25 protein-coding genes are annotated in these 25,652 nt (G+C 67.7%); 8 read left to right on the top strand and 17 right to left on the bottom strand.

The window, feature by feature from the left end; translation table 11 throughout:
* Window positions 1-8 precede the first annotated feature (8 nt).
* Window positions 9-563: an NAD(P)H-dependent oxidoreductase gene (locus ASV56_RS16530; protein WP_062563064.1), complete on the bottom strand. Its 555-nt coding sequence runs from the start codon at window positions 561-563 to the stop codon at window positions 9-11.
* A 455-nt stretch (window positions 564-1,018) separates the two neighbouring features.
* Between ASV56_RS16530 and ASV56_RS16525 the strand changes: the two genes are divergently transcribed.
* The 3 genes from ASV56_RS16525 (at window position 1,019) to ASV56_RS16515 (ending at window position 2,173) form a co-directional block, all read left to right on the top strand.
* A complete protein-coding gene (locus ASV56_RS16525) occupies window positions 1,019-1,357 on the top strand; it encodes a tRNA-binding protein (RefSeq protein WP_062563063.1) in 339 nt (112 codons plus the stop codon).
* A 73-nt stretch (window positions 1,358-1,430) separates the two neighbouring features.
* Window positions 1,431-1,646, top strand: coding sequence for a hypervirulence associated TUDOR domain-containing protein (locus tag ASV56_RS16520; RefSeq protein WP_062563062.1), 216 nt, complete (start codon window positions 1,431-1,433; stop codon window positions 1,644-1,646).
* Window positions 1,643-2,173 (top strand): DUF488 domain-containing protein, encoded by a 531-nt coding sequence (locus tag ASV56_RS16515; protein ID WP_062563061.1) that lies wholly within the window; start codon window positions 1,643-1,645, stop codon window positions 2,171-2,173. The genes ASV56_RS16520 and ASV56_RS16515 overlap by 4 nt, the downstream gene beginning before the upstream one ends.
* On the opposite strand, the gene ASV56_RS16510 is transcribed toward ASV56_RS16515, so the two are convergent.
* Both ASV56_RS16510 and hmpA read right to left on the bottom strand, forming a co-directional pair.
* On the bottom strand, window positions 2,170-2,634 hold the full coding sequence (locus ASV56_RS16510; RefSeq protein ID WP_062563060.1) for a hypothetical protein: 465 nt from the start codon (window positions 2,632-2,634) through the stop codon (window positions 2,170-2,172). The two genes, ASV56_RS16515 and ASV56_RS16510, sit on opposite strands and share 4 nt — an antisense overlap.
* Window positions 2,635-2,645: 11 nt before the next feature.
* Window positions 2,646-3,854 (bottom strand): NO-inducible flavohemoprotein, encoded by a 1,209-nt coding sequence (hmpA, locus tag ASV56_RS16505; RefSeq protein ID WP_062563358.1) that lies wholly within the window; start codon window positions 3,852-3,854, stop codon window positions 2,646-2,648.
* Window positions 3,855-3,970: 116 nt separating this feature from the next.
* Here hmpA and ASV56_RS16500 point away from each other — a divergent pair, with 116 nt between their 5' ends.
* The gene (locus ASV56_RS16500) at window positions 3,971-4,402 is read left to right on the top strand and encodes an RrF2 family transcriptional regulator (protein ID WP_062563357.1); all 432 of its coding nucleotides are present in this window, start codon (window positions 3,971-3,973) and stop codon (window positions 4,400-4,402) included.
* Here the strand turns inward: ASV56_RS16500 and ASV56_RS16495 are convergent.
* Genes ASV56_RS16495 through ASV56_RS16465 form a run of 7 tightly spaced genes read right to left on the bottom strand, consistent with a single transcriptional unit; the run spans window position 4,399 to window position 15,242 of the window.
* Entirely contained in the window at window positions 4,399-4,917 is a 519-nt protein-coding gene (locus tag ASV56_RS16495) for a DUF2478 domain-containing protein (protein WP_062563059.1), read from the bottom strand. The two genes, ASV56_RS16500 and ASV56_RS16495, sit on opposite strands and share 4 nt — an antisense overlap.
* Complete coding sequence (locus ASV56_RS16490; protein WP_062563058.1) at window positions 4,914-5,729, bottom strand: peptidylprolyl isomerase; 816 nt, start codon at window positions 5,727-5,729, stop codon at window positions 4,914-4,916. The genes ASV56_RS16495 and ASV56_RS16490 overlap by 4 nt, the downstream gene beginning before the upstream one ends.
* Window positions 5,730-5,734: 5 nt before the next feature.
* A complete protein-coding gene (gene narI, locus ASV56_RS16485; RefSeq protein ID WP_062563057.1) occupies window positions 5,735-6,535 on the bottom strand; it encodes a respiratory nitrate reductase subunit gamma in 801 nt (266 codons plus the stop codon).
* Between the two features lie 10 nt (window positions 6,536-6,545).
* On the bottom strand, window positions 6,546-7,241 hold the full coding sequence (narJ, locus tag ASV56_RS16480; RefSeq protein WP_062563056.1) for a nitrate reductase molybdenum cofactor assembly chaperone: 696 nt from the start codon (window positions 7,239-7,241) through the stop codon (window positions 6,546-6,548).
* A complete protein-coding gene (gene narH / locus ASV56_RS16475; protein ID WP_062563055.1) occupies window positions 7,238-8,758 on the bottom strand; it encodes a nitrate reductase subunit beta in 1,521 nt (506 codons plus the stop codon). The genes narJ and narH overlap by 4 nt, the downstream gene beginning before the upstream one ends.
* A complete protein-coding gene (locus tag ASV56_RS16470) occupies window positions 8,755-12,504 on the bottom strand; it encodes a nitrate reductase subunit alpha (RefSeq protein WP_062563054.1) in 3,750 nt (1,249 codons plus the stop codon). The genes narH and ASV56_RS16470 overlap by 4 nt, the downstream gene beginning before the upstream one ends.
* 23 nt (window positions 12,505-12,527) lie before the next feature.
* Window positions 12,528-15,242, bottom strand: coding sequence for a nitrate/nitrite transporter (locus ASV56_RS16465; protein ID WP_062563053.1), 2,715 nt, complete (start codon window positions 15,240-15,242; stop codon window positions 12,528-12,530).
* A gap of 251 nt (window positions 15,243-15,493) precedes the next feature.
* Here ASV56_RS16465 and ASV56_RS16460 point away from each other — a divergent pair, with 251 nt between their 5' ends.
* From ASV56_RS16460 to ASV56_RS16445, 4 genes are all read left to right on the top strand, one after another.
* Entirely contained in the window at window positions 15,494-16,210 is a 717-nt protein-coding gene (locus ASV56_RS16460; protein ID WP_062563052.1) for a helix-turn-helix domain-containing protein, read from the top strand.
* A 75-nt stretch (window positions 16,211-16,285) separates the two neighbouring features.
* A complete protein-coding gene (locus tag ASV56_RS16455; RefSeq protein WP_062563051.1) occupies window positions 16,286-16,966 on the top strand; it encodes a Crp/Fnr family transcriptional regulator in 681 nt (226 codons plus the stop codon).
* 79 nt (window positions 16,967-17,045) lie between these two features.
* Window positions 17,046-17,480 (top strand): pseudoazurin, encoded by a 435-nt coding sequence (locus tag ASV56_RS16450; RefSeq protein WP_018000775.1) that lies wholly within the window; start codon window positions 17,046-17,048, stop codon window positions 17,478-17,480.
* Window positions 17,481-17,553: 73 nt separating this feature from the next.
* Entirely contained in the window at window positions 17,554-18,762 is a 1,209-nt protein-coding gene (locus tag ASV56_RS16445) for an NnrS family protein (protein WP_062563050.1), read from the top strand.
* A 6-nt stretch (window positions 18,763-18,768) separates the two neighbouring features.
* Here ASV56_RS16445 and ASV56_RS16440 read toward each other — a convergent pair whose 3' ends face one another.
* The 7 genes from ASV56_RS16440 to nosZ are packed head-to-tail and all read right to left on the bottom strand — an operon-like array spanning window position 18,769 to window position 25,651.
* The gene (locus ASV56_RS16440) at window positions 18,769-19,269 is read right to left on the bottom strand and encodes a DUF2249 domain-containing protein (RefSeq protein ID WP_062563049.1); all 501 of its coding nucleotides are present in this window, start codon (window positions 19,267-19,269) and stop codon (window positions 18,769-18,771) included.
* Window positions 19,270-19,298: 29 nt separating this feature from the next.
* The gene (locus ASV56_RS16435) at window positions 19,299-20,228 is read right to left on the bottom strand and encodes an FAD:protein FMN transferase (protein WP_062563048.1); all 930 of its coding nucleotides are present in this window, start codon (window positions 20,226-20,228) and stop codon (window positions 19,299-19,301) included.
* Window positions 20,218-20,745, bottom strand: coding sequence for a nitrous oxide reductase accessory protein NosL (locus ASV56_RS16430; protein WP_062563047.1), 528 nt, complete (start codon window positions 20,743-20,745; stop codon window positions 20,218-20,220). Before ASV56_RS16430 ends, ASV56_RS16435 begins: the two co-directional genes overlap by 11 nt.
* Window positions 20,746-21,564: an ABC transporter permease gene (locus tag ASV56_RS16425; protein ID WP_062563046.1), complete on the bottom strand. Its 819-nt coding sequence runs from the start codon at window positions 21,562-21,564 to the stop codon at window positions 20,746-20,748.
* Complete coding sequence (locus ASV56_RS16420; protein WP_062563045.1) at window positions 21,564-22,397, bottom strand: ABC transporter ATP-binding protein; 834 nt, start codon at window positions 22,395-22,397, stop codon at window positions 21,564-21,566. Before ASV56_RS16420 ends, ASV56_RS16425 begins: the two co-directional genes overlap by 1 nt.
* Complete coding sequence (locus tag ASV56_RS16415; RefSeq protein ID WP_062563044.1) at window positions 22,398-23,723, bottom strand: nitrous oxide reductase family maturation protein NosD; 1,326 nt, start codon at window positions 23,721-23,723, stop codon at window positions 22,398-22,400. It abuts the gene before it with no gap.
* Window positions 23,723-25,651, bottom strand: a complete 1,929-nt coding sequence (gene nosZ / locus ASV56_RS16410; protein ID WP_062563043.1) for a TAT-dependent nitrous-oxide reductase — start codon at window positions 25,649-25,651, stop codon at window positions 23,723-23,725. The genes ASV56_RS16415 and nosZ overlap by 1 nt, the downstream gene beginning before the upstream one ends.
* Between the last annotated feature and the right edge of the window lies 1 nt (window position 25,652).

The following is a 25,652-nucleotide window of genomic DNA, read 5'->3' as shown; positions in this document are numbered from 1 at the left end:
GCCCTGGTTCAGCCGACCGCACGCAGCGGCGCGGCATGGTGGTGGGGAAAATGCACGGCGAACTGGCGCACCGCGCGGTCAAGGCGCTGCGTCAGATCGGCGCCGGGCACCTCGCCATCGAAATCCGACGCGGCGGCATAGACCCCGGTCGGCAGCGTATGCGCCTCGAAAAAGCCGAAGACCGGGCGCAGCTGGTGCTCGATCACCAGCGCATGGCGATGGCCGCCGCCGGTCGCCGCCAGCAGCACCGACTTGTCCGCCAGCGCGCCCTGGTCGAGCAGATCGATGAAATGCTTGAAGAGTCCGCTGTAACTGCCCTTGTAGACCGGGCTCGCCACGATCAGCGCATCCGCCTGCAGGAAGGCGTCCAGATGGCGGCTGTGCGGACCCTGCTGCGGCTGTCGCAAGCTGCCGAAGTCGGCGCCCAGGTCGCCGATATCGAAGACATGCGCGCTGCCGCCATGGGCGCGGACGGCACGGGAGGCGATCTCCTCGACAAGGCGGCGGGTCTTCGAGGGCTGGCTCCACGAGCCTGCGAAAGCGGCGAAACGGGGTGCGGACAAGATATGCTCCTGAAAATGACGACTCAACGACTGGAGAATTGATAGGCGCCCGCCGTCCGTCCGGCCATTCCAAAGCCGGCCGCTTCGGGAGGCGAAAACCCGCGTCGCAAGCCGCGGTCGGAGAATGGCATTCTCATCCGCCAGCATGGCGCCGGGTGGCGCCGGCGGGAATCGTCCAGGTCGGGCCGGGCGACCCGAATGAAGCGGCGAGATCGCCACGATCGACGATCTTCAGGAACTGCCCCTGGCCAGCGGCGGCTCGGCCGACCTGCTGGGGACCAGGGCCGCACCATGATCCATTGCCGGGACATCACTGCCGACGTTCAGACCAGCGGGGTCGCGAAATATTTCTGCTGCATCGTTATCCAGACCTTGCTGGATCGGGGATATCTGCCGATCAAGTCGCTGATAAGGCCGGCCAGAGGCTGACAGCGCCAAGAGGACAGGAGAATACCATGTCGGAAAACCAGATCGTCTATGACGACTTCGCCAGGGTCGAGATGCGCGTCGGCCGCATCGTCGCCGTGCAGCCGTTTCCGCGCGCGCGCAATCCTTCCTACAAGGTGCAGGTGGATTTCGGCGAGTTGGGCATGCGCTGGTCCAGCGCGCAGATCACCAATTACCCGGAATCCGCGCTGCTGGACCGGCTCGTGGTCTGCGTCGTGAACATGCCGCCGCGCAATATCGCCGGCTTCCAGTCGCAGATCCTGGTGCTGGGCGCGCCGGATGCCGAAGGGCGGGTCATGCTGCTGCAGCCCGACGCCGGCGCCCTGCTCGGCTCGCGGATCTTCTGATCCCGGGCGCAGCAGCCTTGCATCGCCGCCGCGCCTCTGGCCTAATCGCACTCCCTTCTGCTGGGAGAGCGTCATGTCCAGATCCTTCAAGGTCGGCGATCATGTCGGCTGGAATTCCGAGGCCGGCAAGGTCTCGGGCGTCATCACGGAAGTCAAGACCGCCGATTTCGACTACAAGGGCCATACCCGCCGCGCCTCGCCCGACGACCCGCAATATCTGATCCAGAGCGACAAGACCGACCATGTCGCGGCGCACAAGGGCAGCGCGCTTCACCTTCTGGGGTCATGACGCGGCCTTTCCATACCATCGGCCATTCCAACCGCAGCCTTGCGGAATTCACCGCCCTGCTGGCCGAGGCCGGGGTCGAGCGGGTCGCGGATATCCGCAAGCTGCCCGGCTCGCGCGCGCATCCCTGGTTCGATGGCGACGCCCTGGCGCCAGTGCTGGCCGGGGCCGGCATCGGCTATGAACGCATCGCGGAACTGGGCGGGCTGCGCGGCAGGAATCCCGGCGTCCCGCCCGAGCTGAACGGCTTCTGGACCAACCGCAGCTTTCACAACTATGCCGATTACGCGCTGTCGGACCGGTTCCGGGCCGGGCTCGACCGGCTGCTGGTCCTGGGCCGGGCGCAGAGCTGCGCCACCATGTGCGCCGAGGCGGTCTGGTGGCGCTGTCATCGCCGCATCGTCAGTGACTATCTGATCGCGGCGGGCGAGACGGTGATCAACATCATGGGCCCGGGCCGGCTGGAAGAGGCGCGGCTGACCCCGGGTGCGGTCATCCGCCCGGACGGCAGCGTGGTCTATCCCGCCTAGAACAGCCCATGCGCGCCGCCGACCCCGCCGATCACCGCGATCAGCGAGGCGGCCAGCAGCAGCACATGCATCCGGCCCATGCGGTCGAAATCCGCCGCCGGATCGGCCGAGGCCTTCATGCGGCGGTGCAGGAACAGCGGCTCGATTAGGAACAGCATGGCGGCAAAGACCAGCCAGACCGCGACCATGGCATGCATCCACCAATAGCCCGCCTCGGCGAAGCGGTCCCACATCGCGCCGCGCCAGACCATCCACAGCCCGCTGAGCCCGGCCAGCGCCACCCAAAGCCGCGCCTGGGCGGCAAAGCGGCCCTCGACGCGGTGAAAGGCGGCCAGCCGGCGCTCGGGCGGCTCGGCCCCGCGGATCGCCGGGATCAGCACCAGGGTGACGAAAGCCACCCCGCCGATCCACAAGAGCACCGCGACCACATGGACGATCCGCGCGATGGTCAGGTCGTCCATGCCGTGGTCCCTCAGGCCGCCAGAAGCTCGTCGGCCGGGCCGAAGAACTCGTAATGGATGCGCGCCGCCGGAACGCCCGCCAGCGACAGGGCCGAGACCGCCGCCCGCAGGAACGGGCGCGGGCCGCAGATATAGTAATCCGCCGTCGCGGCCGGCGTATTGGCCAGCAGCCATTCGTCGGTGATCAGCCCTGCGATGTCATAGTCGCGCCCCGCGACCTCATCCGCAAGCGGGGTCTGGTGGAAATCGGTGACGCGGATGTCGCTGCCCTGCTCTGCCAGCGCGCGGATATGGGCGCGCATGGCATGGGTGGCGCGGTCATGGGTGCCGTGGATGTAATGCACCGGCTGTTCGGCGCCCTTCTCGACCAGCCATTCCAGCATCGCCACCATCGGCGTCAGCCCGACCCCGCCCGAAAGGAGCACCACCGGCCGCTGCGGCAGCGCCTCGATGAAGAACTCGCCCGCCGGCGCCGCGACCTTCAGCACCGTGCCCAGCGGCTGCTCGTGCAGCCAGCCCGAGGCCAGGCCCATCGGCTCGCGCTTGACGCTGATGCGATAGCCCTGCCCGTCCGGCGCCGACGAGATTGAATAGTTGCGCTTGGCCGGCGGATGGCCGGGGATGTCGAACCAGAAGGTCAGGTATTGCCCCGGCAGATGCGCCATCACCGGGCCGCCATCGACCGGGCGCAGCACGAAGGACTTGATGACGCTGCTTTCGGTCACGACCTCGGCGATGCGGAAATCGCGCCAGCCGTTCCAGCCGCCGGGCGCGGCGTTCTGTTCGCCGTAAAGCCGCTTTTCCCGCGCGATCAGGATATTGGCGAGGAACCAATAGGCCTCGCCCCAGGCGGCCAGGATCTCGTCGGTGGCGGCATCGCCCAGCACATGCTTGATCGCGCCCAGCAGCGCCTCGGCGACATGCGGATAATGCTCGGGCAGGATCTGCAGGCCGACGTGTTTCTGCGCGATGCGCTCGACCGCCGGGGCCAGCGCGGCCAGGTTCTCGATACTGCCGGCATAGGCCAGGATGGCGCCGGTCAGCGCGCGCGGCTGGGCGTCGCTGGCGCCGTGGTGCGACTGGTTGAACAGGTCGCGGATCGCCGGGTCGCGGAACATGCGCGCATACATCTCGTGCACGATGGTCATGCCATGCGCTTCCAGCGCGGGCACGGTGGCCTTGACCAGTTCGATGGTGCGGGGGCTCAGAGCCTGGGTCATCGGATTCTCCTTGGCGCTGCGGCCGCAGGCGCGCGACTCGCAAATCATGTATTTCGGATACATCTATGCGGCAGGGTCAAATCATGCAATCAGGATGCATGTTTCAGGAAGGCGCCATGCGACTGACACGCTATACCGATTACGCCATGCGGGTGCTCTTGTATCTGGGCCGACAGCCCGACCGGCTGTGTTCCATCGCCGAGATCGCAAGGGCTTATGGAATCTCGCAAAATCACCTGATGAAGGTGATCAACGACCTGGTGAACGCCGGCTGGCTGGCCAGCACGCGCGGCCGGGCCGGCGGCATCCGGCTGGCGCGGCCGGCCGAGCAGATCAGCCTGGGTGCGGTCATTCGTCACACCGAGGCGGATTTCGACCTGGTCGGCTGCGGCAGCTGCATCATCGCCCCGGCCTGCGGGCTGACGCTGGCGCTGGACGAGGCGATGGAGGCGTTCCTGGCGGTTCTGGACCGCCAGACGCTGGCCGACGTGCTGGCGCGGCGCGGCGATTTCCTGCCGCTGCTGCATCCGGCCGGCGCCGCGGCCTAGGCGGCGGCCATGGCCGGCAGCCGCGCGGCCAGGCACCAGTCCAGCACCGCCCGGGGGTCGGGCGGCAGGGCTTGGGCAAGGCCGCCGGCGAATTCCAGGAAGGGCGGCAGGTTCAGCCCGTTCACGCCGACCAGCACCGGCAAGCCGCGCTCCAGCGCCGTGGCGATGGTGCCGGCCAGGCCGCGGCCCTCGGCCTCCTGCTTGCCGAACTTGTTCACCACCAGGAATTCGGCGCGGTCCAGCGCCGCCTCGGTCCAGGCCACCGAGCGTTCCAGCGAATCCGGGTTCAACCGGCAGCCGCGCGCCTCGGGGCCGCGATCGACGCTGATGCGCACCATCGGCCCGTCCGGCAGCAGCCGCAGGTCCATGTCGCACAGCGCCCGGTCGGCGCGGTCGACGTTGCTTTGCACGGTGCCGGCCAGGCGCAGGCCCTGCGACTCGAGCGACTCGACCACTTCGGACAGCAGCGCATCGATGGCGCCGCGGCCCGACAGCGTGACATAGGCCAGCTTCATGCCGCGCCCCCTTCCGCGTCGGCGCCCAGCGACACGCCCGTCACCTCAGCCCGCGCCACCAGCGCAGCGGTGAAGGCGCGGCTGGCGGCAACCCAGGCTGCCTTTTCGCGGGCCTCGCGCAGATGCGGCAGCACCGCGTCAAAGGGCAAGACGGCGCCCTCGGCCCTTGCATCCAGCCGGATCAGGTGGATGCCGTAGCGGGTCTCGACCGGTGCGCCGATCTCGCCTTCGGGGACCGTGGCCAGCGCCGCCTCGAACTCGGGCACCGTGTCGCCGGACGACAGCTGGCCCAGAAGCCCGCCGCTGTCCTTGGACGAACAGGCGCTGTGCCGCGCCGCCAGTTCCGCGAAGCGGCGCGGTGCCCGGCGCAATTCCTCCAGCACCTCGGCCGCCGCCTTGCGGGCCGCGTCGCGCGCGGCCGGGTCGCCGGGCGCGGCCGGGAACAGGATATGCGCCGCCTCGTAAAGCGAGGGCGCGCGGAACCGCTCGGGATGGGCGTCGTAGATCGCGCGCAGCGCCGCCTCGTCCGGGGCTTCGGGGGCGATGGCCTGATCCAGCAATTGCCGGATCAGCGCCTCGTCCTCGGTCTCCCACTGGCCGGGGGCCAGTTCGGCCGGATCGGCGGTCAGGCCCCGGGTGCGAGCCTCTTGCAGCAGGATCTCGCGCAGGGCCAGCGCCCGGGCGGCGGATTTCCACGCGAGGCCCGGCTTGCCCTTGGGCGCGGGGTGGTTCTGCGCCTCGGCCGCGATGCGCTCGGCGCTGATGGTGACGCCGTTGACGGTGACGGGGGGCAGCAGGGGTTTCATCTCCATCGCCGTCACTCCGCCGCCTGGCCCAGCGGATCCTGCGGCGCCGGCCGGTCGCGGCCGACGGCCTTGTGGGCCGTCGCCTCGCGCCCGGCGACGGTCGCCGCGATCGGGTTCAGCCCGACGCCCGCACGCGCGCCGCGTTTCGAGCGCACGATCTGATAGCCCGGCCGCCACAGATAGCGCACCGGCGCGGACAGCATGTGCACCAGCCGGGTGAAGGGGAACAGCAGGAAGATCGTCAACCCCAGCAGGATATGCAGCTTGAAGATCAGCGCGACCCCCTCCAGATGCGCGGCGGGGTCGGCGCCGAAATAGGCGATGCCCTGCGCCCATTGCATCAGCTTGACCATCTCGTGCCCGTCCAGATGCTGGGCCGAGACGAAGATCGTGCAGAGCCCCAGCGTCAGTTGCAGCATCAGCAGGACCAGGATGCCGGTATCGGCCAGGGTGGAATTGGCCCGGACGCGCGGGTCCGTCAGCCGGCGATGCAGCAGGATCAGCCCGCCGACCATGGCGAGGATGCCGGCAAAGCCGCCCATCGCCATGGCGAAGACCTGCTTCGCGCCATGGCTGATCCCCAGCGCGTCCCAGAAGGCGACCGGCGTCAGCAGGCCGACGAAATGCCCGCCCAGGATCATCAGCACGCCCAGGTGGAACAGCACCGAGCCCAGCACGAACTGCTTGCGGCGCAGAAGCTGGCTCGACGAGGATTTCCAGGTGAAGGGCTCGGTCTCGTAGCGGACGATGGCGCCCAGGATCATCACCGTGATGGCGATATAGGGGAAAACTCCGAACAGGAAATGGTTCATCTGTCGCTCCTCAGCTTGCGGCCCGCGCCGCGGGGGCGCCGGGATCCATGCGGGCAAGAAGATCGCGGCTGACCGGGCAGCCGGCATTGGGATCGGGACCGAAGGTCACCTGCGCCTCGGACCAGACCGCATCCAGCGCGGCCAGGTCCTCGGGGTCGTCGTCCTTGACGGCCAGCAGGGTCTGGACCTCCTCGGCGGCCGGGTCGGCCTCGGCGATGGCGACCAGCACCTCGAGCACCGCGGCATAGGCGGCGTCGCGCCGCACCAGGCGTTCCCCCAGCGCGACCAGGATATGGCCGGCGCCCTGCAGGATCTCGCGCGCCTCGGCCAGCGGCCGGGTCGAGAGGTATTCCAGCAGCACCGGCAGGTGGTCGGGCAGTTCCGTGCCGCCCAGGTCGAAGCCGCCGGCACGATACATCTCCAAGAGATCGACCATGGCGCCGCCGCGGTCGCGGCTTTCGCCATGGATGTGCTCGAAGAGGTTCAGCGACAGCGTGCGCGACCGGTCGAAGAGCAGCACATAGCGTTCCTGGAGGTCGTAGAGATCACCCCGCGCCAGGTCGCGCAGCAGGGGCGCCAGCGTGTCCATGCGCTTGGGGCCCAGCAGCCCGTCGGCATGCAGCAGCGCGTCGATCTCGGGGATGGCCTGCTGCAACTCCTCGGACGGATAGCTCAGCAGCAGCGAGAGTGCCTTGAAGGTTTTCATGCGATGAACTCCTGCGGGCTGCGGAACTTCTTGCCCGAGAACAGCTTGGCGCCGCTGTGGCCCGACGAGCAGCCGTTGCCGTCGGTGAAGCTGCAGCCGCCCTTCAGGTCATAGGCATCCTCGACCAGCTCGCGATGCGTGGTCGGGATGACGAAGCGGTCCTCGTAATTGGCGATGGCGAGAAGGTTGTACATCTCGTCGATCTGGTGCGGGGTCAGGCCGACGCGCTTGGCGACGCCCAGGTTCACCACGCCGTCCACGGTCTTCGAGCGCATGTAGCTGCGCATCGCCAGCATCCGCTCCAAGGCCGAGGCGACCGGGGCCTCGTCGCCGGCGGTCAGCATGTTCGCCAGGTAACGCAGCGGGATACGCAGCGACCGCACGTCGGGCATGTCGTCCTGCGCGGCGATCTTGCCGGCCTCGGCGGCGTTCTGGATCGGCGACAGCGGCGGCACATACCAGACCATCGGCAGCGTCCGGTATTCGGGATGCAGCGGGAAGGCGATCTTCCACTCCATCGCCATCTTCCAGATGGGCGAGTTCTGCGCGCCCTTGATCCAGTCCTCGGGGACGCCCTCGGCGCGCGCCGCGGCGATCACCTCGGGGTCGTTCGGGTCCAGGAACACGCCCAGCTGCGCGTCATAGAGGTCCATTTCCGACTCGGTCGCGGCGGCCTCGGCGATCTTGTCGGCGTCATAGAGCATCACGCCCAGATAGCGGATGCGCCCGACGCAGGTTTCCGAACAGACCGTGGGCTGGCCGCTTTCCAGGCGCGGATAGCACAGGATGCATTTTTCCGATTTGCCCGAGGACCAGTTGTAATAGATCTTCTTGTAGGGGCAGCCGGACACGCACATGCGCCAGCCCCGGCATTTCTCCTGGTCGATCAGGACGACGCCGTCGTCCTCGCGCTTGTAGATCGCGCCCGAGGGGCAGGAGGCGACGCAGGCCGGGTTCAGGCAATGCTCGCAGAGCCGCGGCAGATACATCATGAAGGTATTCTCATACTCTCCGTAGATGTCCTTCTGCACGCCCTCGAAATTGTAGTCCTTGCTGCGTTTCTCGAACTCGCCGCCCAGGATCTCTTCCCAGTTCGGGCCCCATTCGATCTTTTCCATCCGCTCGCCGGTGATCTTGGAACGCGGCCGGGCGGTCGGGAACGCCTGCATTTCCGGCGCCGATTTCAGGTGGTCGTAGTCGAAATCGAAGGGCTCGTAGAAATCGTCGATCTCGGGCAGGTCGGGGTTGGCGAAGATATTGGCCAGGATGCGCCACTTGCCGCCCTGCTTGGGTTGCAGGTGGCCGGCCCGGGTCCGGGTCCAGCCGCCGTTCCAGCGCTTCTGGTTCTCCCAATCCTTGGGATAGCCGATGCCGGGCTTGGTCTCGACGTTGTTGAACCAAGCGTATTCGACCCCCTCGCGCGAGGTCCAGACGTTCTTGCAGGTGACCGAGCAGGTATGGCAACCGATACACTTGTCCAGGTTCAGCACCATGCCGATTTGCGCACGAACTTTCATTCCGCTGCCTCCACGTTTTGGGTTGCGGGTTGGTCGAGCCAGTCGACCTGATCGAGTTTGCGGACGATGACGAATTCGTCCCGGTTGGCCCCCACGGTGCCATAGTAGTTGAAGCCGTAGGCCAGCTGCGCATAGCCGCCGATCATGTGGGTGGGCTTCGGCACGATGCGGGTGACCGAGTTGTGGATGCCGCCGCGCTTGCCGGTGACTTTCGAGCCGGGCGTGTTCACGATCTTTTCCTGGGCGTGATACATGAACATGCTGCCTTCCTTGATGCGCTGGCTGACCACCGCGCGGGCGGTGATGGCGCCGTTGGCATTGAAGACCTCGACCCAGTCGTTATCGACCACGCCCGCCTTTTTCGCGTCCAGTTCGGAAATCCACACCACCGGGCCGCCGCGGTTCAGCGTCAGCATCAGCAGGTTGTCGGTATAGGTCGAGTGGATGCCCCATTTCTGGTGCGGCGTCAGGAAGTTCAGCACGACATGCTTTTCGGCCGAACCCAGCGAGCGGGTCGCGGCATGGCCCACGGTCTTCAGGTCGACCGGCGGGCGCCAGGTCACGAAGGCCTCGCCAAAGGCGCGCATCCATTCGTGGTCCTGATACAGTTGCTGGCGGCCGGTGACGGTGCGCCACGGGATCAGTTCATGCACGTTGGTCCAGCCGGCGTTGTAGCAGACCTCCTCGCTTTCGATGCCCGACCAAGTGGGACTGGAGATGATCTTCCTCGGTTGCGCCGCGATGTCGCGGAAGCGGATCTTCTCGTCCTCCTTGACCTCGGCCAGGTGCTTGTGGCTGATGCCGGTGGCCTTGGACAGCGCCTCCCAGGCCTTGACGGCAACCTCGCCATTGGTCTCGGGGGCCAGCATCAGCACCACCTCGGCGGCGTCGATGGCGGTGTCGATACGGGCCATGCCCTGGGTCGCGCCCTCTTCCGTCACGGTGCCGTTCAACGCCTTCAGGTGATGCACCTCGGTCTTGGTGTCCCAGGCGATGCCCTTGCCACCATTGCCGATCTTTTCCATCAGCGGCCCAAGCGCGGTGAACCGCTTGTAGAGGTTCGGGTAATCGCGCGTGACCTCGATATAGGCCGGCGCGGTCTGGCCGGGGATCAGCTCGCATTGCCCCTGTTTCCAGTCGGCGACGAAGGGCTGGGCCAACTCGCCCGCGCTGTCATGCTGCAAGGGCAATTGCACCACGTCGGTTTCCACCCCCAGCACGCCCGGCGCCAGGTCCGAGAATTTCTTCGCGATCGCCTTGAATATCTCCCAGTCGGATTTCGATTCATACGCCGGGTCCACCGCCGCCTGCAGCGGGTGGATGAACGGATGCATGTCCGAGGTGTTCATGTCGTCCTTTTCGTACCAGCTCGCGGTCGGCAGGACGATGTCGGCATAGACGGCGGTGGTGGACATGCGGAAGTCGATGGTCATCAGCAGGTCCAGCTTGCCCTGCGGCGCATCGTCGTGCCAGACGGCCTCGACCGGCTTCACGCCGCCCTCCTCGCCCAGGTCCTTGCCCTGCACGCCGTGGTCGGTGCCCAGAAGGTGCTTGAGGAAATACTCATGCCCCTTGCCCGAAGACCCCAGCAGGTTCGAGCGCCAGACGAACAGGTTGCGCGGCCAGTTCTGCGGCGCATCGGGGTCCTCGCAGGACATCTCCAGCGCACCGGATTTCAGGCCGCGGGCGACATAATCCTTGACCTCGATGCCTTCGGCCTTGGCGGCGCGGCCCACCTCCAGCGGGTTCTGGCGCAGTTGCGGGGCGGAGGGCAGCCAGCCCATGCGCTCGGCGCGAATGTTGTAGTCGATCAGGCTGAGCCGGTCCCAGTCGCCCTTCGGCGCGGTGGGCGACAGCAGTTCGCGCGCCGTCACCGTCTCATAGCGCCACTGGTCGGTATGGGCATAGAAGGCGCTGGTCGCGTTCATGTGGCGCGGCGGGCGCGCCCAGTCCAGCGCAAAGGCCAGCGCCGTCCAGCCGGTCTGCGGGCGCAGCTTTTCCTGGCCCACGTAATGCGCCCAGCCGCCACCGGACTGGCCGACGCAGCCGCACATCACCAGCATGTTGATGACGGCGCGATAGTTCATGTCCATGTGGAACCAGTGGTTCATCGCCGCGCCGATGATGACCATGGACTTGCCATTGGTCTTTTCGGCATTGCTGGCGAATTCCCGCGCCACCTGGATGATCTTGTCGCGGCGCACGCCGGTGATGCGTTCCGCCCAGGCCGGGGTGAAGACCACGTCCTCGTCATAGCTGGTCGCGACGTTCTCGCCGCCCAGGCCGCGGTCGAGGCTGTAGTTGGCGCAAAACAAGTCGAACACCGTGGCGACCAGCGCCTCGCTGCCGTCGGCCAGCACCATGCGCTTGACCGGCACGTTGCGGGTCAGCACCTCGCCGCGGTCGTCGACGGCGAATCCGTTGGTCGCCGCGCCGCCGAACCAGGGGAAGTCGACCGCGGCCACGTCGTCGCGATCCTCTTCCAGGATCAGGCTCATCTTCAGCCGGACCTCGGCGTCGCCGGCCTTCTGCTCCAGGTTCCAGCGGCCCTGCTCGCCCCAGCGGAAGCCGATAGAGCCGTTCGGGACCACCAGGTCGCCGGTGTTCTCGTCGATGGCGACGGTCTTCCATTCCGGGTTGTTCTGCTGTCCCAGCCCACCGTCCAGGTCCGAGGCGCGCAGCTGCCGGCCCGGCACCAGCCGGCCGTCCTGTTCGTCCAGGCGCACCAGCATCGGCATGTCGGAATAGCGCCGGCAGTAATCCTCGAAATATTCGGCCTGCCGATCCAGGTGGAATTCGCGCAGGATGACATGGCCGAAGGCCATGCCGATGGCGGCGTCGGTGCCCTGCTTGGCGTTCAGCCAGATGTCGCCGAACTTGGCCGCCTCGGAATAGTCGGGGCAGATCACCGCCGACTTGGTGCCGCGATAGCGCGCCTCGGTATAGAAATGCGCGTCGGGCGTCCGGGTCTGCGGCACGTTCGAGCCCCAGAGGATCAGGTAGCCGGCATTATACCAATCGGCCGATTCCGGCACGTCGGTCTGCTCGCCCCAGGTCTGCGGGCTGGCCGGCGGCAGGTCGCAATACCAGTCATAGAAGGACATGCAGGTGCCGCCCAGAAGCGACAGGTAGCGCGTGCCGGCGGCATAGGAGATCATCGACATGGCCGGGATCGGCGAGAAGCCGAAGACCCGGTCGGGGCCGTAGGTCTTGGCGGTATAGAGGTTCGCGGCGGCGGCGATCTCCAGCGCCTCGTCCCAGGTGGCGCGCACGAAACCGCCCTTGCCGCGGATGCGGGTATAGCTTTCGCGCGCGGCCGGGTCGGTCTGGATGGCTGTCCAGGCCTCGATCGGCGACATGGTCCGGCGCTTTTCGCGCCAGAGCCGCATCAGCCTGCCGCGGATCAGCGGCGTCTTCACCCGGTTCGCGGAATACAGATACCAGCTGTAGCTCGCGCCGCGCGCGCAGCCGCGCGGTTCGTGGTTGGGCAGGCCGGGCCGGGTCCGGGGATAGTCGGTCTGCTGGGTTTCCCAGGTCACGATCCCCGACTTGACGTAGATCTTCCATGAGCAGGAGCCCGTGCAGTTCACCCCATGGGTCGAGCGCACGATCTTGTCGTGGCGCCAGCGGGCGCGATAGGTGTCCTCCCAGTCGCGGCTTTCGATGGTGGTCTGACCGTGCCCGTCCGCGAACGTGTCCTTGCGCAGCGGCGCCAGGAAGTTCAGGCGATCCAGAAGATGGCTCATGGCTCTCTCCGTTTCTTTTCAGGTTATTCGGCGGGGGCGGCGATGGCCGCGCGCCCGTGTTCGATGTCGTGCAGCAATCCGCCACGCCGGGTGTAGACGCTCCAGGTGACGGCGATGCAGAGCACGTAGAAGACCAGGAAGCCCCAGAGCGCCGCGCCGGCGCCGCCGGTCAGCTGGATGGAGCTGCCGAAGGCCTTCGGGATGAAGAAGCCGCCGTAGCCGCCGATGGCCGCGGTGAAGGCGACGATGGCCGCGGATTCACGCTCGGCCTGGCGACGGCGCTCTTCGGCGGTGGCGTTCGGGTAGAGCCGCGCGATCTCCTTGCGCATGATCACGGGGATCATCTGGAAGGTGGACGAGTTGCCCACGCCCGAGAAGAAGAACAGCGCCATGAAGCCCGCGAAGAACAGCGCAAAGCTGCCGCCGTTCAGCCCCTGGATGATAACCACGACCGAGGCGATCATGCCCAGGAACACGCCGAAGGTGACGCGCCCGCCGCCGACCCGGTCGGCCATCCAGCCGCTGCCCGCCCGGCTGAGCGCGCCGATCAGCGGCCCGAGGAAGGCGTATTGCAGCGCGTTGACGCCCGGGAAGGCCAGTTTCGTCAGCATCGGGAAGGCGGCGGAATAGCCGATGAAGCTGCCGAAGGTGCCGACGTAGAGCAGGCACATGATCCAGTTGTGCCGGCGGCTGAAGATCACCGCCTGTTCGCGGAAGCTCGATTTCGCATCGGCGATGTCGTTCATCCCCAGCCAGGCCGCGATGGTCGAGGCCAGGATGAAGGGCACCCAGACGAAGCCCGCGTTCTGCATCCAGACCTGGCCGCCGTCCGACAGCTGCTGCGGCTGGCCGCCGAGCGCGCCGAAGACGCCCATGGTGATGACGACGGGCACCAGGAACTGCATGATCGACACGCCCAGGTTGCCCAGGCCCGCGTTCAGCGCCATGGCATTGCCCTTTTCCGAGCGCGGGAAGAAGAAGCCGATATTGGCCATCGAGGACGAGAAGTTGCCGCCTCCCAGCCCGCACAGCAGCGCCAGCACGACGAAGATCAGATAGGGCGTTTCCGGGTTCTGCACGGCATAGCCGATGCCCATGGCCGGGATCAGCAGCGAGGCGGTGGAAATCGTCGTCCACAGCCGCCCGCCGAAGATCGGCACCATGAAGCTGTAGAAGATGCGCAGCGTCGCCCCCGACAGCGCCGGCAGCGCCGCCAGCCAGAACAGCTGGTCCTGGCTGAAGCTGAAGCCGATGGCGGGCAGCCGCGCGATCACGACCGACCAGACCATCCAGACCGCGAAGGCCAGCGTCAGCGCCGGGATCGACAGCCACAGGTTGCGGCGCGCGATGCGGCGGCCCTTGTCGGCCCAGAATTGCGCGTCCTCGGGGCGCCAGTCCTGGATCGTCTTGGGCATCTCGGTCTTGCCGGGGACGTGGATCTCGGCCAGTTCGGCAAAGGCCGGCAGCTGGTCCAGCGCCTTGCCCTGGGCCTGCCGCTCCATGGCGCGGATCGAGAAATGCATCCAGGCCATCGACACAACGACCACGACCAGCAGCAGGACGAAGCACGAGGTATAGACGCCGGTCAGGTCCAGGAGCGCGCCGAAGACGATGGGCAGGATGAAGCCGCCCAGGCCGCCGATCATGCCCACCAGACCGCCGACGGCGCCGACGTGGTTCGGGTAATAGACCGGGATGTGCTTGAAGACCGCGGCCTTGCCCAGGCTCATGAAGAAGCCCAGCGCAAACAGCGTGGCGACGAAGGGCCACAGGTCCATCCGGGTCGAGAACGAGATCATGCCGTTCTTGCCGTGGATGACGTAATCGGTCGGCGGATAGGACAGCATGAACAGGAAGACGGCGGCAAAGCCGAAGGTCCAGTACATCACCGTCCGCGCGCCGAAGCGGTCCGACAGCGCGCCGCCATAGGCGCGGAACACGCTCGCCGACAGGCTGAAGGCCGCCGCCGCCATGCCGGCCGTGCGCACCTCGACGCCATAGACGTCGGTCAGGTAATGCGGCAGCCACAGCGCCAGCGCGACGAAGCCGCCGAAGACGAAGAAGTAATACAGCGAGAAGCGCCAGACCTGCAGGTTCTTCAGCGGCGCGAATTGCTCGGCCAGCGTCGGCGCCTTGACGCCGCGTGCCTTGCGCTCGGCGAAATCCGGGTCGTCCTTGGCCAGCAGCCAGAAGGCCACGCCCATCAGCGCGATGGCGGCGGCCCAGATCTCGGCCACGCCCTGCCAGCCCATGGCGACCAGCACGAAGGGCGCCAGGAACTTGGTCACGGCCGCGCCGACATTGCCCATGCCGAAGGTGCCGAGCGCCAGGCCCTGCTTCTCGGCCGGGAACCATTTCGACACATAGGCCACGCCGATGATGAAGGACCCGCCCGCCAGGCCGACGCCAAGCGCGGCCAAGAGGAAGGTGGCATAGCTGTCGGCCAGCGTCAGCAGATAGGTCGCGACGCCGGTCAGGATCATTTGCAGCGCGAACACCAGGCGGCCGCCGAAACGCTCGGTCCAGACGCCCAGGATCAGCCGGGTCAGCGAGCCGGTCAGCACCGGCGTGGCGATCAGCAGCCCGTATTGGAATTCGGAAAGGTCCAGCTCGGCCTTGATGGTGATCCCGATGATCGAGAAGATCGTCCACACGGCGAAGCACAGGGTAAAGGCCAATGTGCTGAGCCAAAGCGCGCGCTGCTGGTCGGCGCGGGACGGGGAATGGTGTTCCGGCATGACTTTCTCCTGTCATCCGCTTCGCCTGTCACGCGAAGGGTCGAAGGATGCGAAGCACGCAGGGGAAAAACCATGTTTGATGTAGATCAATCAATGATCCACCACCCCCGGAATCGCACGCGGATTGCGTTTGGATCGTCGCCAGCACGGCCAAAGTCGATTGATGACTTGCATGAAGGCGCGCTTGTGCTTGTGCTTTCCATGGCGTTCAGTTATCAAAAATCAAGCATCCAAATGACAAAGATCGATTCATGCGCGAAGAGGACAAGGCCGGCATCCGCGAATTGCCGCTGTTCCGCGAGGTTTCCAGCGAAACCTTCCAAGGGCTGATGGCGGCCAGCTATTCCCAGGTGTTTCCGCCGAAGCTGGACCTGTTCGGCCAGGGCGACCGCGCCGATTTCCTGCATATCCTGATCGAGGGCGGCGTGGCGCTGCATGCGCAATGGAACGGGCGCGACGCGGTGATGACGCTGCTGCGGCCGGTGTCCAGCTTCATCCTGGCCGCCTGCATCCGCGACATGCCCTATCTGATGTCGGCGCGCACGCTGGAGCGTTCGACCATCGTGATGATTCCGGCGGTGGACCTGCGCGCGGCGATCCGCCGCGACGGCGACCTTGCCGCGGCGGTGATGTTCGAGCTTGCGGGCAGCTATCGCAGCATGGTCCGGCAATCCAAGAACCTCAAGCTGCGCACGGCGCGCGAAAGGCTGGCGGCTTGGCTGCTGGCGCAGGCGCATCGGCAGGGCCGGGTCAACAGCTTCCTGCTGCCGGTGGAAAAGCGCGACCTGGCCTCGTATCTGGGCATGACGCCCGAAAGCCTGTCGCGCGCGCTCGGCGGGCTCAAGTCCGATGGCATCGCGCTGGACGGCGCCCGCGTCATCATCACCGACTGGAATCGGCTGGCCGCCGTCGCCGCCTACGACCCGTTGATCGACAAGCTGATCGACAAATGGGGCGAGGACACCTGATCCGGCCCATTCGGGCTGTGATGCGGCGCCGGTTGTGCTAGCCCTTGGGCAACGCCCTGCCCTGCCGAGACCCGCATGCCGCCCGATCTTGCCGAACTGCCGATCTTTTCCACCCTGACGCCTGATCAGCTGGCCATCGTGGCCCAGGGCATGACCCGCGTGACGCTGGACCAGGGCGAGAACCTGTTCCTGCAGGGCGATCCGGCGGCGCGCTTCTTCCTGCTGATCGAGGGCCGGCTGAAGGTCACGCAGCTGACCGAGGACGGCCAGCAGTTCATCGTCCGCATCGTCCACCCGGGCGAGCTTTGCGGCTTCGGTCCCGCCATCGGCCGCACGATCTTCCCGGGCAGCGCCGAGGCCATCCTGCCCTGCCGCCTGCTGGCCTGGCCCCGCGCGCGCTGGGAGCCGCTGATCGCCGCGGCGCCGGCGCTGGCCGTCTCGGCCATCCAGGCGGTCGGGCGCAAGCTCGACGAGGCCCATACCCGCCTGCGCGAGATGACGACCGAGGACGCCGGCCGGCGCATCGCGCATCTGCTCCTGCGCCTGGCCCGCCATGCCGGGCCCGGGCCGGACCCGGTCGAGATCCCCTTTCCCATCACCCGCCAGGACATCGCCGACATGAGCGGCAACACGCTGCACACCGCCTCGCGCATCATGGCGGCGTGGGAGGCCGAGGGCATCCTGCTGCGCGCCCGGCGCAAGGTCATCATCGCCGATACCGCCGGGCTGGCCGCCATCGCCGAAACCCGCGACTGACCGGCGCAATTTGACCCAGCGCAAAGTCGGGGCCTGTCCGGCTTGCTAGGCAGCGACCGTGTTTGCAAGGAGACAGGACATGAAACGCATTCTGAGCATCGCCCTCGCGCTTGGCGTGTTGGCCGGTCCGGCGCTGGCCGCCGACCATCAGGTGCAGATGATGAACAAGGGCGCCGACGGCGCCATGGTGTTCGAACCCGCCTTCGTGAAGGCCGAGGTCGGCGACACCGTGACCTTCGTGCCCAAGGACAAGGGCCACGACGTCGTCTCGCTGCCCGGCATGCTGCCCGAGGGCGTGGCCGAGTTCGAATCGAAGCTGAACGAGGAATTCGTGCTGACGCTGGACAAGCCCGGCCTCTATGGCGTCAAATGCAAGCCGCACCTGCCCATGGGCATGGTGGCGCTGATCCAGGCCGGCGCCGACGCCTCGAACTATGACGCGGTCGCCACGGGCAAGCTGCCCAAGAAGGCGCGCGCGCGCATGGATGCCGGACTGGCGCAGGTCACGCGCTGAGCAGATACCGCGATGCCCGTCGCCGGCCCTTGCGGGCGACGGGCGAATGCGTCGAGCAGGAAAGGGCACGCGGATGACGAAGACCAAGGTTGCACCGGCTCGGGGCGGCATTCCACGCGGATTGTCGCGCACCGGGCCGGTGCTGTTTTCCTATGGCTTCCGGCCGTTCTTCCTGGGCGGCGCGGTCTGGGCCGTGCTCGCCATGGCGCTGTGGGTCGCGGCCGTCAGCGGCCACGCCCAGCCGGGCGGCGATTACGGTGCGGCGAACTGGCACATGCACGAGATGCTGTTCGGCTTCGCCTCGGCGGTGCTCTCGGGCTTCCTGATGACAGCGGTGCCGAACTGGACCGGGCGCATGCCGCTGTCGGGCCGGCCGCTGATGGCGCTGGCGGCGCTGTGGCTGATCGGCCGGCTGGCGCTGACCTTTCCGCCCGCGGGCGCGGTCTGGCTGGGGGTGCTGGCGGATGCGCTGTTCCTGCCGGTCATGGCCGCGGTCTTCGCGATCGAGATCATCGCCGGGCGCAAGTGGCGCGACCTCAAGGTCGCGGGCGCCGTCACGGTGCTGGCGCTGGCGAACCTGGGCTTTCACCTCGCCGCGCTAGGCGGCGGCGACACCGGGATGGCGGCGCGGCTGGCGATCTCGGCCTATATCATGCTGATCGTCATCATCGGCGGCCGCATCACCCCCAGCTTCACCCGCAACTGGCTGGCGCGGCGCGGCCCCGGCCCGCTGCCGATTCCCTACAACCGTTTCGACACGCTGGTCGCCTGCGCCTCGGGCGTGACACTGGCCGCCTGGGTGCTGGCGCCGGAAAGCCCGGCCGTGGCCGTGCTGGGCCCGGTCGCGGCGGCGCTGAACTTGGCGCGGATGCTGCGCTGGCGCGGCTGGCGCACCTGGGCCGAGCCCTTGGTGCTGGCGCTGCACGGCGGCTATGCCATGCTGGCCCTGGGCTTCGCGGCCATCGGCCTGGCGGGACTGGGCCTGCTCAGCACGGCGGGGGCGCTGCATGTCTTTGCCGTCGGCGCCATCGGCGGCGAGATGCTGGCCGTCATGGGCCGCGCCACCCGCGGCCATACCGGGCGCGCGCTGACGGCCTCGACGCTGACCGGCATCAGCTATGTGGCGATCTGGGCCGCGGCGGTGCTGCGGCCGCTGGCGGAATTCGGCGATTACGACATGCTGGTCCACCTGGCCGGCGGGGCCTGGATGCTGGGCTTCGGCCTTTACGTGCTGGAATATGCCCCGATGCTGATCCGGGCGCGCAAGGACCTGCGCGCCTGATCCGCCTCAGCCCTTTCGGCGCAGCAGAAGCCGGAACCCGCTGCCATCGGTGGCGGGGTTTCCGGCCCACTGGTGCCCGGCCGCGCCCAGCTCGGCCAGCAGCGCCGCCGGCTCCTCGGCCAGCAGCGCGAACAGCACGTCGCCCGGCGGGATGCGCTGGAAGGTCGCGAGCAGACGCTGCGCCGCCTCGTCCGGGCTGCGGTCGGTCAGGTCCAGATGCGCCATCGGCTCGGGCCAGCCGAAGGCGTCGAGCGCGCTGCCTGCGCCCAGCCCACGCGCGGCGGGGGCGAAGTCGATCTGCCAGCCCTTGTCGGCCAGCCGGGTCTCGCTGTGCTCATAGCCGCGCCGGGCCATGACCCGGAACAGCGGCACCGGGCGAAACGGCGCGATCAGGCGCAGGACCTGACCCTGCGACAGGCCATCGACCGCCGCCAGGATCACGCCCAGGGGCTCGTCGCCCTGGGCCAGGATCGGGCGAACATCCAGCGTGACGATCTCGGGCTCCATGGGTTCTCCTCCCCTGTGGCTGTATCGTGTCAGGTAAAGCGCAGTTCCCGCCCCTCGGCATCCAGAACCCGCACCTCGACCCCCGGCAGGCGGTCGAGCGCTGCCCGGATCGCCGGCGCGGGCGCGAGGCTGAGTCCGGTCGAAAGCCCATCCGCCAGCCCGGCGCTGTCGGCGATGACCGAGACGCGCGCCCAATCCGTGCGCGCCGTGCCGGTGGCGGGATCGATCAGCTGCGGCAGCTTGCCCTCGGCGTCGAAGCAGAAGCCGCGCGCCTCGGTGGTGGCCAGCGCGCGGTCGGTGAGCAGCGCCTGCCCGCCGCCGGCCAGCGTGACGGCCCAGGGCTCATGCGCGCTGCGCCCGCCGATGGCGCGGAATTCGCCCATGTCGACCAGCGTGTGCTCGGCCCCGCCGGCGCGCAGCAGATCGGTGATGCGGTCGGTGATGACCCCCTGGGCGATGCCGTTCAGCGTCAGCGCCTGGCCCGGCGCCATCAGGATGCGTTCGCGGCTGATGCGGATGCGCTGGAAACCCAGGCTGGGCCGCGCCGCCGCAATGGCCTGCGCATCGCCCGCGGCATAGGCGCGCCACAGCGGCTGCACAGTCGGGTCGAAGCGGCCGCCGGTCGCGGCGTGGACATCCGAGGCCAGCCGCAGCGCCGCCAGCATCTCGGGGCTCGGGGCCAGCAGGTAGCCGTCGCGGTTCAGCCGCGACAGCTCGGATTCGGCGCGATAGAGGGTGAAGATCGCCTCGAGCCGGCGCAGCTCGGCCGCGGTCTCGCGCAGCAGGACCTGGGCGCGGGCCGGGTCAGGATGGTTCAGGATCAGCGTGGTCGGCGCACCCATGGCCTGGCCGCGCCAGACCGTCGCCTGCGGCGCCGCCAAGAGCCCGCGCGGCGAGAGCAGCGCCGCCCCGGCGACGGCGGCCGAGATGGTCAGAAAGCGGCGGCGGTCAATGCGCATGGTCAGCCTCCGCCTGATCGGTGTCGGCCCCGCCGCCCAGCACCTCGTCCGGGGTCAGTTCGTCGAAGCTTTGCACCGTGCCGCCTTTTTCCCGGGCGAAATCCTCGGCACCGCCGCGGGTGCCGAAGGGCACGATCTCGGCCCCGCCCATTGCCGCCTCGACCTTGGCGCCGACGACATAGAAGGCTTTCCTGGCGTCGATCCAGTTGTCGGCGCCGGGATCGGCCCAGCTTTCCGCCTTGGCCATGTCCGAGACATAGAGCCCGCCGTAATCCTTGACCTCATCCGGCATCATGGTGAAGGCCACCGTGTCGCGGGCCGAGGAGAACCAATAGGCGCCCATGTCCTTCGACAGCACCACCTGGCCCTTGGGCCCTTCGTGCTCGATCAGGTTCATGCCGCAATAGCGGCCGACGGCCTCGGCGGTCATGGTCTCGGGCGGCAGGGTGGCGGCGGCATCCTGCTTGCAGCCCATCAGCGGCAGCACCAGCAGGGCGGCGATCAGCAAGGGTTTCATCTAGAGGTTCCTCCGCGCGAATACGGTCATGGCCAGCGCCAGCGGCGCCAGGCACCAGGCCAGCAGCGCCCCGGCCAGAAGCGCCGGCGTCAGGTGGGAATTGTCATAGACCCCGCCCATGCCCGACAGCAGGGCGGCGCTGCCCTCGCCCAGCGTCAGCAGGCGATAGGCGTCGGTCGGGTTGGCCAGCAGCGCCGCGTCCATCAGCCCGCCCGGCACGGCATGGCCGCCGCGCGCCACCAGCGCCGCCAGCAGCGCCATGTCGTAAAGCGCGACGAAGAACAGCCATAGCCCGATGGCGATGCCGGCGGCGGTCGAGCTTTCCTGCACCATGCTCGAGGCCAGCACCCCCAGCCCCAGGAACACCGCGCCCAGCAGCACCGAGACGGCGGTCATGAAGGCGAAGGCCTGCCAGCCCTCGGCGCCGTGGCGCCAGATCACGAAGACGGCGGCGCAGCCGAAGCCGATCACCGTCGCCAGTGCCAAGATGGCGAGCTGGCCCAGGAACTTGCCGGCGACGACCTGCCAGCGCGCCAAGGGGTGGCTCAGCAGCAGCAGCAGGGTGCCGCGCTCGGCCTCGCGGGTGATGCTGTCATGCGAGAGCAGCAGCGCGATCAGCGGCACCAGGAAGATGGTCAGGCTCGCCAGCCCCACCACCACCACGTCCAGCGCCCCGGTCGCGGTCGAGCCGGTCGGCGCCGAGCCCAGGGCGGCGATGGCCCCGGCCAGCGCCGCCATGACGGCGGTCATCGAGACCACCCAGCGGTTGCGCACCCCTTCGGCCAGTTCGCGGCGGGCAATGGTCAGGATCGCGGACATCAGGCGGCCTCGCGTTGCAGGAAATGGGCATAGATATCGTCGAGGCTGGGATCCTCCAGCGTGATCCGGGTCGCGCCCTGGTCCAGGAGCGCGCGCAGCACGGCAGGCTTCTCGTCCTGGCCCAGTTCGATGCGCCGCGGCGCGCCGTCCAAGACGCAGGACAGGCGCGAGGGCAGCCCGGCCAGCGCCCGCAACTCCTCGAGCGTTCCGTCGGCGATCTTGCGGCCGCGGTTCAGCACGATGACCCGCTCGGCATGGCCTTCCAGCTCGGTCAGCGCGTGCGAGGACAGAAGCACCGTCGCCCCCGCCTGCGCCCGTTCGGCGACGATGCCGTAAAGCTCGCGCCGGAGCGCCGGGTCGAGACCCGAGGTCGGCTCGTCCAGAAGCAGCAGGCGCGGATCGCCCAAGAGCGCCTGCGCCAGGCCCAGACGTTGCCGCATGCCCTTGGAATAGGTGCGCACCGGCCGGTCGGCGGCCTCCGACAGCCCGACGCGGGCGAAAAGCGCGTCGTGACCGCGCGCCGGCAGGCCCTTCAGCCGGGCATAGAAGCCCAGCGTCTCGCGCCCGGAAAAGGCCAGGTGGAACTGCACGCTTTCCGGCAGATAGCCAAGCGCACGCCGCGCCGCCTTGTCGCCGGGATCGGCGCCCAGCACGGTCAGCTCGCCGCCATCGGGGCGGGTCAGGCCCAGCATCATCTTGATCTGCGTGGTCTTGCCGGCGCCGTTATGGCCGACCAGCGCCACCACCTGCCCCGGCTCCAGCGCATAGGACAGGTCGCTGACCACGGCGCGGCCGCTATAGAGCTTGCTGACGCGGTCAAGGATCACGGTCATCTACAGCGGCCTTTCGGAATTCGGGCGCATCAGCGCATGGCTGTCGGTGACGCCGCCCGGCAGCAGCGCGGGGAAGCGGCTTTGCGCGAAGCGCAGGATCTGCACGGCGGGGCTGGTCAGCAGCAACCGGGCCTGCGGCGCGGTCCACATCACCTTGTCCACCATGTCGTTCGGGCGATAGGGACTGTCGGCCAGCCCGTCGCCGTCCAGGTCGAAGGCGGCATTGTCGGACCAATAGTTGCCGATGCCGTCCAGCGACCATTCCAGATAGCGGGTGCCGACATATTTCACCTGGATGCGGTTGCCGATGAAATCGTTGCGGCTCATGCGGTTGCCCTCGGCGCCGGCGGTGAAATGCACGCCGATGGCGCAGCCCTCGAAGCGGTTGCCGATGAAGCTGTTCTTGTTGGTGTCATAGATGAAGACGCATTTTTCCGGCGCGATGCGGCTGCCCCCCGCGGCGGGATCGGCGGCGGGAACGCCGGCCTCGGCGCTTTGGCCGCTGTCGCGCCAGCGTTCCTCGGCGGCGGGATGGCCGGTGACGACATTGCCTTCGATCACCGAATGATTGGCAGAATTCAGGAGCAGGCCGTAGTCGCGGTCGTTGTCCGAGCGGTTGCCGATGATCTTCAACCGATTTGAGAACATGATCGCGTAACCCATTGTATTGTCGCGCGAGCGGTTCCCCTCGATCGTGCTGTCGGCAGTGTTCATGTAATGGATGGCGAAGCGTGTGCCGTGGATGTCATTGCCCCGGAACACGTTCTTCTTGGAGACCGAGACGAAGATGCCGTCGCGGCCAAGAGTGATCTTGTTGCCCTCGACCACGGCGCCGGGGGCGTTCCAGACGCTGACGCCGTTGCCCAGCTCGGATTGCCGGCCGCGCCGGCCCTCGATGCGGTTGTCGGCCACCAGGCTGTCGCGCGCGCCCTGGATGCGGATGCCATGCAGGTTGTCGGTCAGCACATTGCCGTCCACCCGCGCGCCGGTGGCGCGCTTGGTCAGGAAGATGCCGGAATCCATCTTGTCGAGATCGCTGCCCGAGCCGGTGACGGCAAGCCCGGTGATGCGCACGTCCGGGGCGTCGACCGCGATCACATGCCCCTGGCCCCGGCCGTCGACCACGGCGCCGGCTTCGCCGCGCAGGGTCAGCGGTGTCTCGATCAGCAGGGGGCCGCGCCAGCGCCCGGCCCCCAGCACGATCTCGTCCCCTGCCCGCGCCTGGTCCAGCGCCGATGCCAGCGCGGCATCGTCGGCCGGCTGCCAGACCCGCGCCGCAAGCGGCGAGGCCAGGCAGATCAGCAGCAGGGCAAGGGACAGGCGCATCAGGCTTTTTCCACCAGCATGCGGCCCTTCATCTCCATGTGCATGGCATGGCAGAACCACGAGCAGTAATACCAGTAGACGCCCGGCCGCTGGGCCGTGAAGGTGACGGACGCGGTCGCCTGCGGCGCCACCTCCATGTTGATGCCGTAGTTGATGATCGAAAAGCCGTGGGTCAGGTCCTCGACATCGTCGATATTGGTGACATAGACCGTCACCTCGTCGCCCTGCTTGACGGTGAAGCTGTCCAGCCCGAAGGCCGGCGCCGAGGAGGTCATGTAGACCCGGACCTTGTTGCCGTCGCGGATCACCTCGCTGTCGGCCGTCAGGTCGATGCCGTCCTTTTTCGCCTGCTCGACGGCATCGGCAAAGAACGGATCGTTGCGGTCCCAGACCGAGACCGGGTTGATCTTCGAGGCATGCACGATGGTCGCGTCATGCGGCTCGGCAAAGGTCGGGTTGTCGTGCACGATCTTCATCTCGTCGCCCGAGATGTCGATCAGCTGGTCGCATTCCGGCTTCAGCGGCCCGACGTTCAGGAAGCGGTCCTTCGAGAACTTGTTGAGCGAGATCAGCCATTTGCCGTCCGCTTCCTTGGTCTGGCCCATCGAGGTGTGGTTGTGGCCGGGCTGGTAGTGCACGTCCAGCTTCTGCCGGATCGGGTCGACCTTTTCGCCCTGATAGGCCTTGATGGCGTCCTCGATGTTCCACTTGCAGATCTGGCTGTCGATGAACAGCGTGGTATAGGCGTTGCCCTTGCCGTCATAGGCGGTGTGCAGCGGGCCAAGGCCCAGCTCCGGCTCGGCCACCACGCAGTCGCGGCCCTGGATCTTGTCGGCGAAGAGATCGTCGAACTTGCGCACATCGAACACGGTGACCGTGGGCGAAAGCTTGCCGGCGGCGACGATATGGATGCCATCCGGCGCGGTGTTGATGCCATGCGGGCCGTTCGGCACCGGGATATAGCGCACCAGCTTGTTCTTTTCGCCGGTGCCGTCCAGCACGCGCACGCCGTTCAGGACCTCGCCCTCTTCGGCCTTCACGGCGGCCTCGATGGCCTGGATGTTGAAGACGGTCAGCCAGTCCTGGTCCTTCTCCATGGTCTCTTCCAGCGTCACGCCGCCTTCCGAGTTGTAGCAGGTGGCAAAGGCGTATTTGCCCTGGTAGTCGGCATCGACGTTGTCGAGGTTGCCGTCCACCTTGATCTGCCAGGCCACCTGCATCGTGTCGCCGTCGATGGCCGAGAAGATCGAGAAATACTGCTTGGGATCGTCCAGCACGGTGCCGTCGTTGGGCAGCGGCACGCCGTCCTCGCCATTGGCGAAGACATAGCCAGTGCGCGGGTATTTCTGCACCCGCAGCCCGTGCACGGTGTGCTGGTTCGGCAGTTCGATGATCTTGTCGCATTTCATCACGTCCAGACGGACGCGGCAGACGCGGGTGTTGGCCTTGTCATTGGCAAAAAGATAGCGGCCGTCATAGGTGCCATCCGTTTGCGACGGATGCGGATGGTGCAGGTCGCCGTTCAGGTAGACGCCGCCCTTGTCCTTCAGGAACTCGGCCGTCTCGGGGGTCAGCCCCTCGGTCAGCACCTTGCGCGATTCGTTGGTCTGGCCCCAGCCGGTGGCGCCGTCGCGGTTGAAGACCGGAATGCGCATCAATTCGCGCATCGAGGGCAGGCCGACGATTCGGATCTCGCCGGACTGGCCGCCCGAAACAAAGACATAGTATTCGTCCAGCTCGCCCGGATGCACGACATATTCCTGGTTGCCGGGCGAGCCCTGCGCCAAGGCCGGGCCGGCGGCGGCAGCCGCGGCAAGGCCGGTGCCCGCACCGATCACGGCGCGCGGCGCAAAACCGCCGGCGGCGGCGGCCACCGTGGTGCCAAGCAACTGGCGGCGGTTCAGCCGCATATCACTGTCTTCGGTCATC

The sequence above is a fragment of the Paracoccus aminovorans genome, from assembly GCF_001546115.1.
Taxonomy (GTDB): domain Bacteria; phylum Pseudomonadota; class Alphaproteobacteria; order Rhodobacterales; family Rhodobacteraceae; genus Paracoccus; species Paracoccus aminovorans_B.
Note: the sequence above shows the minus strand (reverse complement) of the source record. Positions and strands in the feature narration are given on the sequence as shown.

Coding starts and splice junctions, on each gene's coding strand:
- ASV56_RS16525 (WP_062563063.1), top strand. CDS start 1,019: ATGTCGGAAAACCAGATCGTCTATGACGACTTCGCCAGGGTCGAGATG.
- ASV56_RS16520 (WP_062563062.1), top strand. CDS start 1,431: ATGTCCAGATCCTTCAAGGTCGGCGATCATGTCGGCTGGAATTCCGAG.
- ASV56_RS16515 (WP_062563061.1), top strand. CDS start 1,643: ATGACGCGGCCTTTCCATACCATCGGCCATTCCAACCGCAGCCTTGCG.
- ASV56_RS16510 (WP_062563060.1), bottom strand. CDS start 2,634: ATGGACGACCTGACCATCGCGCGGATCGTCCATGTGGTCGCGGTGCTC.
- hmpA (WP_062563358.1), bottom strand. CDS start 3,854: ATGACCCAGGCTCTGAGCCCCCGCACCATCGAACTGGTCAAGGCCACC.
- ASV56_RS16500 (WP_062563357.1), top strand. CDS start 3,971: ATGCGACTGACACGCTATACCGATTACGCCATGCGGGTGCTCTTGTAT.
- ASV56_RS16495 (WP_062563059.1), bottom strand. CDS start 4,917: ATGAAGCTGGCCTATGTCACGCTGTCGGGCCGCGGCGCCATCGATGCG.
- ASV56_RS16490 (WP_062563058.1), bottom strand. CDS start 5,729: ATGGAGATGAAACCCCTGCTGCCCCCCGTCACCGTCAACGGCGTCACC.
- narI (WP_062563057.1), bottom strand. CDS start 6,535: ATGAACCATTTCCTGTTCGGAGTTTTCCCCTATATCGCCATCACGGTG.
- narJ (WP_062563056.1), bottom strand. CDS start 7,241: ATGAAAACCTTCAAGGCACTCTCGCTGCTGCTGAGCTATCCGTCCGAG.
- narH (WP_062563055.1), bottom strand. CDS start 8,758: ATGAAAGTTCGTGCGCAAATCGGCATGGTGCTGAACCTGGACAAGTGT.
- ASV56_RS16470 (WP_062563054.1), bottom strand. CDS start 12,504: ATGAGCCATCTTCTGGATCGCCTGAACTTCCTGGCGCCGCTGCGCAAG.
- ASV56_RS16465 (WP_062563053.1), bottom strand. CDS start 15,242: ATGCCGGAACACCATTCCCCGTCCCGCGCCGACCAGCAGCGCGCGCTT.
- ASV56_RS16460 (WP_062563052.1), top strand. CDS start 15,494: ATGCGCGAAGAGGACAAGGCCGGCATCCGCGAATTGCCGCTGTTCCGC.
- ASV56_RS16455 (WP_062563051.1), top strand. CDS start 16,286: ATGCCGCCCGATCTTGCCGAACTGCCGATCTTTTCCACCCTGACGCCT.
- ASV56_RS16450 (WP_018000775.1), top strand. CDS start 17,046: ATGAAACGCATTCTGAGCATCGCCCTCGCGCTTGGCGTGTTGGCCGGT.
- ASV56_RS16445 (WP_062563050.1), top strand. CDS start 17,554: ATGACGAAGACCAAGGTTGCACCGGCTCGGGGCGGCATTCCACGCGGA.
- ASV56_RS16440 (WP_062563049.1), bottom strand. CDS start 19,269: ATGGAGCCCGAGATCGTCACGCTGGATGTTCGCCCGATCCTGGCCCAG.
- ASV56_RS16435 (WP_062563048.1), bottom strand. CDS start 20,228: ATGCGCATTGACCGCCGCCGCTTTCTGACCATCTCGGCCGCCGTCGCC.
- ASV56_RS16430 (WP_062563047.1), bottom strand. CDS start 20,745: ATGAAACCCTTGCTGATCGCCGCCCTGCTGGTGCTGCCGCTGATGGGC.
- ASV56_RS16425 (WP_062563046.1), bottom strand. CDS start 21,564: ATGTCCGCGATCCTGACCATTGCCCGCCGCGAACTGGCCGAAGGGGTG.
- ASV56_RS16420 (WP_062563045.1), bottom strand. CDS start 22,397: ATGACCGTGATCCTTGACCGCGTCAGCAAGCTCTATAGCGGCCGCGCC.
- ASV56_RS16415 (WP_062563044.1), bottom strand. CDS start 23,723: ATGCGCCTGTCCCTTGCCCTGCTGCTGATCTGCCTGGCCTCGCCGCTT.
- nosZ (WP_062563043.1), bottom strand. CDS start 25,651: ATGACCGAAGACAGTGATATGCGGCTGAACCGCCGCCAGTTGCTTGGC.